General features: G+C 29.6%; 5 protein-coding genes. All 5 read right to left on the bottom strand.

Annotated features, from left to right (window positions below; all coding sequences use genetic code 11):
* Positions 1–243 precede the first annotated feature (243 nt).
* The 5 genes from pglX to ACRC03_RS05895 all read right to left on the bottom strand — a co-directional run bounded on the left by pglX (position 244) and on the right by ACRC03_RS05895 (position 8,963).
* On the bottom strand, positions 244–3,861 hold the full coding sequence (pglX, locus tag ACRC03_RS05915; RefSeq protein WP_438651633.1) for a BREX-1 system adenine-specific DNA-methyltransferase PglX: 3,618 nt from the start codon (positions 3,859–3,861) through the stop codon (positions 244–246).
* Positions 3,862–3,947: 86 nt separating this feature from the next.
* Positions 3,948–4,133 (bottom strand): hypothetical protein, encoded by a 186-nt coding sequence (locus tag ACRC03_RS05910; RefSeq protein WP_438651632.1) that lies wholly within the window; start codon positions 4,131–4,133, stop codon positions 3,948–3,950.
* Positions 4,134–4,188: 55 nt separating this feature from the next.
* Positions 4,189–7,746 carry a BREX system P-loop protein BrxC gene (gene brxC, locus ACRC03_RS05905; protein WP_438651631.1) on the bottom strand — a complete coding sequence of 1,186 codons (3,558 nt, stop codon included), beginning with the start codon at positions 7,744–7,746 and terminating at the stop codon, positions 4,189–4,191.
* Positions 7,747–7,765: 19 nt separating this feature from the next.
* On the bottom strand, positions 7,766–8,356 hold the full coding sequence (locus ACRC03_RS05900) for a DUF1788 domain-containing protein (RefSeq protein WP_438651630.1): 591 nt from the start codon (positions 8,354–8,356) through the stop codon (positions 7,766–7,768).
* A 1-nt stretch (position 8,357) separates the two neighbouring features.
* Complete coding sequence (locus ACRC03_RS05895; RefSeq protein ID WP_438651629.1) at positions 8,358–8,963, bottom strand: DUF1819 family protein; 606 nt, start codon at positions 8,961–8,963, stop codon at positions 8,358–8,360.
* Positions 8,964–9,352: the final 389 nt, after the last annotated feature.

The raw sequence follows: 9,352 nt of genomic DNA, 5'->3' as shown, positions 1-9,352 counted from the left end.
TCAAATTTTTCTAGAATTTCATCCCAATTTACTTCACTCTGTTCAATTGACATAGTTAGCCTCCATATTCAAGTTTATATACTTGATATTTTAGCTAAAAAAATATTGGCATTCTAGTCGGATATTCTTTGACGCTTACCTTTATTTACATATTTTACTATATATTTAATTTTATCATCATTTTTTTATATTTAATACAAAAAAATGACTATATACAATTAATTGTACATAGTCATCTTAAAACTACATCTTAACTTTAAATAATAAATCTGCCTTTAAATCTTTCTTACCATCACCTTGTGGTACTTCAACCTCTTGGAACTTTTGATAATTAACCTTCACACCATCATCTAAATCTATCCCAATCCTTTGATGAGCAACGTGAGCTATAACTTGGTCATAAGCTACACACTCAACTAACTGCTTTTGAAGTACTTCTTTTCTCTTTTTAGCAGCAGCTTTTTCTTTAGCTGTTACTACTTCTGAGTTCATATCATTATCTAATCTATCAATCTCTGACTCATACTTTCTTTGTAAAGTATGTAAGTAATCAGTTCTAATCTTTGCAACCATACTTTCATTGTATCTATGCATATATATAAGAGCTTTAAATCCATTTTGCTTACCACTGTCAAACATCCAGTAGATAGGTCTTTTTTGATAAACCTTTAGATGATCTTCCATAAATCCTTTTAAGAAGTATCTTCTTAGGCAATCTCTACTAGTTTCATTAGCTTTTCTTTTAAAGCACTCTGTGTCAGCTATATAGTTTAAGTTTTCTTCTAAAGTATCTTTGCTAAACACTACTTCTACAAACTCTACAAACTTTGATACTATATCATCTTCAAAATACTCTGTATCTGTGATTGGTATTATAGCATCTTCATCTGCTTCGAATATTTTGTATTTATTTATATCAAAGTCTCCACCTGCAAATGCTAGTCCTTCTACGTCCAAAGTGTATCTACCCATCATACATCCTACTGCGTAAGATATGAATGATTTTATATCTCTGTCTCTATCTGCTTTACGGGTAGTTACATCTTTGTCTTCAACTTCTGGTGTTAATTCATCTTGTAATCCATATATATCTATAAAGATTCTGTTTAGTTCTTCTTCATTAGATTTAAGTTGGTTAAATTGTTTTTCTGTAAACTGTGTCCAGTTATTGAATGAGTTTTCTATGCTATTTGATTTAAATTCAATTATAGGATGTTTTGTGAAATCCCATGAAGTTTCAAACGAATCCCAATCTTTTTTTGATATACATATATTCATATCAAATAAGTTTTCTATTGCTAATTTTAAATTATTATCTTTAGTTACTATAAATGGTAACTTCGAAATATTACCTTGTTCATAGTTCATTGTCTCTGATATAAATTTTAATAGTTCATTAACTAACTTTGTATTCATAAATGCACCTGCATACTTTATAAGTTCATCATCAATTGTCAACTTCATTCCTGCATCTGTGAATATAAATCCTACATCTGTATATCTAGTTGAGAATAAGTATGTTGTCACCTTAGACCATGTAATCCCTCTTTTAAAATAATTTTTTTCATTTTTTACTACGAACTCATACTTACCATTTAGATATGGATATTTCTGTATTACATTTTGTTTTATCTCAAAACCATCATTCTCCCAATTTAACACTGAATCATTATTGCCATACCATTTTCTAAAATTTCCCCCTTTATTTATAGGAACCCATTTTAAGTGTTTATTTAAAAGTTCTTCACTATTTAGTATATTATACCCAATTTTATTGCTACTCACTTCTGACCACATTCTAATAAATCTATTGTTATCAGTAGTTGATAAACCTTGTTGTGGTTGACCAACATCTCCTAACTTATCCGCTTTTTCAAATATAACCTTTACTAAATCACTAGCCCAATATGCTATAGGTGTACCTGGTATAGACTTGAATTTTTCTTGACACGATACATGCCTATACTTCTGATCAAAAAATCTGATTTCTTTCTCATACCTTCTCGAATCATAGAAGTCAACTAATCTTACATTTGTAGATTTATATTTAGATACTATTCTTTTTCTTACTGTAAAAGCTACTGTTTGAACTACTTTACCTACTATATTTTCAAAAGCTTCCATACCTAAATGTAAAAGTGTATCAAATGTAGAATTTTGTATTAAGTCTATTCTTAACTTTTCATAAGAAGATAGAAACATCCAAGAATGCATAGTTACCAATGATAAAATACCCCTACATGAAGTGTATTTCAATCCTCTTTCAATAAATGTCATACATAAATCTGACTTGCTATTAGGATACTTTTTCTTGACAAACTCTCCTAATTCAGTATTCATTCCTTTACTTCCCATATAGGGAGGATTTGTGATACATACATCATACTTTTTGCTTATTACTTTTCCTTGATTTACAATACTCGGAATTACACCAAGTATTCTCTCTCTATTTTCCTTACTAAATAAATCAGCGATATCTTCTTCTATCTCAACTAACCTATTTTCAATTTTCTCAAAATCAACTTCCTCAACCTCAAGTATAGAACCATACTCCTTAGCATCAGTAAATACATCGACCAAATACTCTACATCCTTCTTAAGACTTTCATCTCCATTAGCAAAGTACTCTACATCTACCTTACTTAATCCATTACTCTCTTGTATAGAACATACATTAAGAGATATAGGATTTCTCTCCATATCCCTAAATATCCTTCTAGAATAACTTCTAGCCTTCATCATAAGAGCAAAATAAGCTAACTGCCCTGCTCTGTCATCTATATCTAGTCCATATATATTCTTCTCTAGTATAAGCCTTGGTATTTCTCTTTCACTATACCCGGAACGAAGATATATTTGATACAATACATCAAATGCATACACAAGTATATGCCCACTTCCCATAGATGGATCTAGTACTGTTATTTCCTCTGGACTTAAGCTTTTGCTTTCTTCCCTTATCTTTTCAAGCTCTGTTTCTACCTCTGGCTCTTGCTTAGCTTCTTCTAAATAATACTTCCAACCACTTTGTAACTCTTCATTAGGATGTCCTTCTAACCATAGTCTACCTAATGAGTTTTCCACCATATACTTAACTATCCAATCTGGAGTAAATAGCTGTGTAGCTGCTGGTATGTTTTCTTTAGTTATCTTTTTATTATTTTTTAAATCTGCAAATACTTCATCTTTCTTTTCAGATATATAGTATTGGTACAACCAACCTATTATCTCTACTTGCTCTTTAAAATCTTCTTCACTAATATTACTTACTAAATCTCTAACTACTGACCCTTCTACTAATAAGTTGTCTGGTAGTAATAGTTCTGTGTAGTCTTCTATTTTTTCAAACATTACTGGCATTATATTTCCTAGTGCATTACATTGTTTGATTAATATGTATTTGAATAATCCTTCACTATCATTGTTATCTTGGAACTTAAACACTGTATCTCTATGTAGTTCTAGCTCTTCTATTAAAGAATGAGCCTGTGTTACTGCATCTGGTTCTACTTTTGAAGCTGTTTCACTTGATAATACTCTTACTCCTGTAGGTAAGTAGTCGTTTACTTCCATAAATCTAATAGCTATTATCCTGTTGAACCAAGTGTAGGCTACTTCTTCCATTACTTGCTCATAGCCTTTTGTTTCTATTTGTTCTATTAGCTTGTCTCTGTTTTTTGCTTCGCTATTAGTTAGGTATTTGTATTCATTGTTTATTTCAAGTCTACTTCCATCTGATAAGTTTTCTATTGTTTTTATTTCTTTGTCACTTATACCTAGTCCATAAGCTTTTTGTCTTACTCCTTCGATTAGCTTATTTCTAGCACTTGTGGCAAAGTTTTTTACTTTAGATTTGTCCATTATTTCACCCTCTATTTTATTTTATAAGAGGCATTATCATAAGTTTTGATAATGCCTCTATTTGTAAATATTAACTATTATTTTACTTATCTTTTTGTAGTTATCACGGTTATATTATTTACATTTTTTACTTTGAGTTCTGATTTAGCCTGCTTTAAAAATATATCTCTTTTCTTACTTGCTTCTAAGTTCTTACTTTTTAATTTGTTTACAAATCTCTTTGCTAACTCTTCTGTTAGTAAAATCTTCTTATCCTCGTATATTATAGCCATATCTACACCGCCTCAAAGTAATCATCTCTGCATCTACTTATATTTCATATTAATACTATATTAGCTTAAATTCACCTTTTTCATTAAGCTCTTTTTCTAGTCTAGTTCTCATATCTTTTAATATTATTTCTATATCTTCTGTACTTGATACCATTGGTTGATGTGGCATCATTGTTGTTTTAGATACTACTCTAGTTTTCTTTGGTGCTGGTGTAGGTGGCACTGCCACTTGTCCAGGTTGATCCACTGGTGGTTTTGGTTTTCTTTTTTCTGCTTCTCTATTTATTTCTTGTATAGATGTATTTTTAGTACGCTCTGATAATTGTGATATTGCTAATATATCATTAAATTGCTTAGCATTATCTAACCTTTCCATAAGGTCATTGAATTTCTTTGCGTGCATACTTCTATATTCATCTGCAAAGTCAAAGTTATTTAGATAATTGATTACTTCTTCTTTGTAAGTGTCTACTACTGGTCTTATTACTTCTGCTTCTTTTTCATATAAGTTTAGTAGTTTTTCGTTGTAGCTTTCTATTATCATAGGTAGTTCATGTATTTTGTTGTATGGTTTATCCATATCAACTATTACTACCATAGAGTTAACTATACCTTTAGCTGCATCATCTAGATAATCCATATTATCATTTGCATGTTTTATTTTTATTAGTGCTGTATCAAAGTTTTTCTTTTGAGTATTTCCTTCCTTGAAGAACTTTAATACTTCTTCACTATCTTCTTCATAGTCAATGAAGTTATTTTCTAATTTATATACTCTTTCGAAGAATTCTACTGGCTCTCTATAATCTAATACTTCTTCTATTAATGACTTACCTTCTTGCAATATTTTTTTACCTGGATAACGAACTGTTTTGTATTTATCTAGTAATTTATCTAATTCATGTAAGTTATCTTTAGCTATAGATTTAAAATCATTCATTACTCCATCTTCATCTGATTTTGTAATTGTTCTAAAGAATACATCTTTGCATATATCTTTAGCTGACTTTATATGTTTTGCTGATACTCCTACTCTAGTTTTTACTTTAGTTTTTTCTACATAGTCTCTTTTTGTAATGTAGTTTAATAAATCTCTATTATTAGATGTTAGGTTTTCATTACTATATTCAAGCTTTATTCTTTGCTCTTTGAATAATTTAGCTACTATACCTTGTATATCTATTTCTTCCCATCCATATGGTGCTTTTGAGAAGTTGTTCATTATACTTTTTACTGTTATAGATGCTCCTATGCTATATCTTTCTACAAATCTAGTTACTTCATCTATTGCAAGTTTGTTGGCATCATCATTAGCTCCTTCAAATCCCATTTGTACTATATTATCTTGTGATAATATATCTTGGATTTCTCTTGTAGTGCTTATGTTTTTCTTGATATATCCGAGCTTTGAGTATACTACATCAACTAATGCTCTAAATGCTTCGTTTATTCTATCTTCTGGGTTCTTTTCTTTTATTTCTAGTAAGTTGTTGTTTACATATATTTCAGCAGTTCTTATGTTTTCTCTTAATAATAGATTTGCTCTATCTCTTCTTTCATTCTTTTCTTCACCTTTACGCATTTTTATTGCTTCTATTGTTGCGTTGGATCTAGAACCACTGTTAAGTCTCATGTATTTTTCTATTTTTAATGATTCTTCTATTTCTTCTAAGAATGTTGTATCATTGCTTAGTTTTACTATTACGTTGTTTTCTCTTGATGACATAGCTCTTAAATCGTATTGTGTAAGTTCATCTATGTCATTGTATGGTGTTATTATTTTTATTCCTATTTCATTATTTGTAAGCCCTTGAGGCGTATTGTCTATATATTTATTGAAACTAAAGTCTTTTTTAGGAGAGTATCTAAATTTGTTTGTTTTGTATATTTCTGCAAATATTATTTCTCCTACTTTATTTATAGTTTCGCTTATTTCTACTTGCATGTTTTGTATTTCTTTGTTTATATCTTGTTCATCGTTAGTTAGGAATACGTAGTCGTCTCCATTTTTTTGTATTAGTGTTTCTCTTATAAGTCTGTTTAATGATTCTTGTATTTTCTTTTTTGTTTCTATTTTATCATCATCTATGTTAGATACCATTAATGTAGCTAGGTTTTCTAGGTTAGGTTTCATTTCTTTTACGTATTTTAATAGGAATGACACCTTTAGTACTTCTACATCATATTCATTTAATCTTGTGTTTTTAGCTGCTTTTGAGATAACTGATTTTATACTACTATCTAAGAAAGCTTCTACTGTTTGATAGAATACTGAAAATGGTATTAATGTTCCTAATTCCATGTCTTTGTATCTTATAGCACTTTCTTGGAATGCTCCTAATAATGATCTTTCCCCTTCTGATATATGCTTACCACTAGCTCCATGTAATCTTACTCCTTCAAATACTTTTTGAAGTAAGTTGAATTGGTATGGTATAAATGGATAAACTTCTACAAAGTCTCTACTATGCCCATAAGTTTTCATTTCTGCTGTATCAGATGTGAATGTTATAAGGTTTTTTAGGATTGAGCTTTTTTGTTCAAATAGTATTTCTAAGCTTTGTTTTGCTCCTTCTTTTTTCTCTAATATACGTTTTTTGATAACTTCGTCAACGTTAGCTGATGATAGGCTTAGTCTAGTATTAAATCTACCTTGTATTTTAGAGAAGTCATTTCCTTTTACTTGCCCTTTTGTGATGGCATCTATATCTTGTTGTGATGTAACTAGTACCCAACACTTACCTGAACAATATATTCCTAAGTCTTCTATTACTGTTTGAAGGTTAAGCATTAGTTGTGAGTCATCACCTATATATTGTCCTATTTCATCCACTAAGAATACTACGTGGTGGTTGTTAGGTTTTGATTCTATATATTCGTTAACTCTTTTTGCGAATTTTTCTATACTTAATGTGTAATTTTCTTCTGCTTTGTTGAACCAGTTACGAGCAGCATCTTCTGATATATTTCTTGTTTTTACTAATGCTTCAACAACAGAATCTTCTTCATAGAATATATCTTCTCTAGATTCTTCCCATGTTGTTCCTGATTCTTCTTCAAATGCTTCTTTAAATTTATCGTATATACCTTCCTTTACCATTTGACGCTCTAAATCTGCTACCCATGGTAGTGCCCCACAGTATCCTTGCATTTCATCAAATACTTTATTGAATACCTTTAGTATGGCATCTTTAGAAGATTTGTAGCTTGATTCACTTTTTGAGTCTATGTTGAATAGTATTACATCTGTAGTAGTGTCTGTAGCTTTTTTCATGTCTGCTAATACCATTTGATCTTGTATCTTAGTTTCAAAGAAATCTACTGCTTGTTTACCATTTATCTCTTTATTTTCTAATAGGTAAGATAGTATTTTTAGGAAGTGTGATTTACCTGATCCAAAGAAACCAGATATCCATACACCCATTTTATCAGTGTGACCTAGTATTCCTTTTTTGTAGTTTTCAAAGAATACGTCAAAGTGCTTGTTTAATTCTTCTGTTAATACGTATTCATCAAGTTCTTGATATATATTTTCGTTGTCATCTTGTCCTACTTTTATAACTCCTTTGATATCTCTATCAATTTCTTTGTTATACATATCTCTTAATATCATATTTATTCCCCTCCTATGATTAGTATTTGTCCACTAATTGGAATGCTCTATAGTAATTGTCGTCTTTTATTTCATTGAATAACATTAGAGAACCCCCATCATATGTTCCTGGGAAGAATAATACTACTGGAACATGGTCTAGTGCTCTATGTAAGTTGTTTAATACAGTATGTGATCTTATTATAGGCCATACTTTTCCTACTCCGCTTAGGAATACTATTTCGTCATATGCTGTTTTGTCTATTATATATTGGACTATTTTATTGTCTTCTTTTTGAGATGTTAGTCTTAGTGTTTTTTCTGTTGCTTTGAATACGTACTCGCTTCCTTTTTTTTGTTCCATTTGGAAGTTTTTTTGTAGGTATCCTTTTTCGTCTAGTGCTTCTAGCATGATTTCATATAGATCAAATTCTTTGATTTTTATGTTATCATGTTCTCTTTCTATTTGTCTTTTTAGATTGTGTATATAGTCTCTGACTAGCATTTCGTATTCTGGTTCGTAGTCAAATATATGGAACCCTATTTCATTTCCTAGTCCTTTGTTTTCTCTGAATGATTCTTCTGTTATTTTTTCTTTTATTTCACTTAGTCTTTGGTGTATATCTTTCATTTTATAGCTCTCCTATCATTGCTTTTAGATAAGCTTCATCACCTATTTCTATAAGGTGATTTTTTAGTTGATAATCTATTAATGGTTGTATTATTTCTATATGCTCTTTTGTTCTATTTATAAATCCAGCCTCATATAGCATTGATGTATATTGTGACTTTAGCTTGTTAATTGTTGATTCTGTCCATTCACTTATTTGCGGTATTTGTTCTTGTTTACGTTGTATAAATATGTTTATATCGCTATCGTTTATTTTATAGTCTCTAAGGATTATTTTGTCTTTATATATTTCATCCATAAATTCAAAGAAAAATCTATCACTTTTCATTATGGAATATATTAATATTTGTTTTGCTGTTTCTATATCGCTAGTAGCCATTCTATTTATTAGATATTCATCTAATGTGTTTAATCTCATAAGTACTGTTTTTGCTATTTTATTTTTATAGTGTTCACTTCTGGCTTGAAATATGTTTTCTTCCATTGATTTTTGTTTTATTTCTTTGTCTGTGTATCCTTCAAGTTTTAGGTTTGCAGCTGCTATCATTTCTTTTATTGAAAATGGACGTCCAGTATTTGTAGCTGTATATTCTAATTTTTTTTTCATGTTTTCCCGTCCTTTACTAATTGTTCCTTTTTTACTGTTTTTATATTATAACACATTACAAATGCTTTATAGCTTCCAGTTTTATTTATATTATAATTATATAATATTATTTTGTAAGTACAGCTTTATATGTGTGCATAAATATGTACACATATAAAGTTATTTCATTTTGAAATATAATTCTGTAAATTAAAAAGGTGCTGTATTTTAACAGACACCTTAGTTATTAAATTTACTCTGCTGTAAGTGGTGTTTAGTACATACTATTAGTAGGCCAAAAAATTATTAAAAGTTCTTCCACACAGAATTTACCAATCCTTTTATGTTAATACTCTTATCAAAGAGTCAAATATAAAAGGATGTGTGAGGGTGATTACGTTGAAAGATAA

The sequence above is a fragment of the Romboutsia sp. genome (assembly GCF_051659545.1).
Lineage (GTDB): Bacteria > Bacillota > Clostridia > Peptostreptococcales > Peptostreptococcaceae > JBOFOR01.
This window is presented reverse-complemented; position numbering and strand designations above follow the sequence as displayed.

Coding starts and splice junctions, on each gene's coding strand:
- brxC (WP_438651631.1), bottom strand. CDS start 7,746: ATGATATTAAGAGATATGTATAACAAAGAAATTGATAGAGATATCAAA.
- ACRC03_RS05910 (WP_438651632.1), bottom strand. CDS start 4,133: ATGGCTATAATATACGAGGATAAGAAGATTTTACTAACAGAAGAGTTA.
- pglX (WP_438651633.1), bottom strand. CDS start 3,861: ATGGACAAATCTAAAGTAAAAAACTTTGCCACAAGTGCTAGAAATAAG.
- ACRC03_RS05895 (WP_438651629.1), bottom strand. CDS start 8,963: ATGAAAAAAAAATTAGAATATACAGCTACAAATACTGGACGTCCATTT.
- ACRC03_RS05900 (WP_438651630.1), bottom strand. CDS start 8,356: ATGAAAGATATACACCAAAGACTAAGTGAAATAAAAGAAAAAATAACA.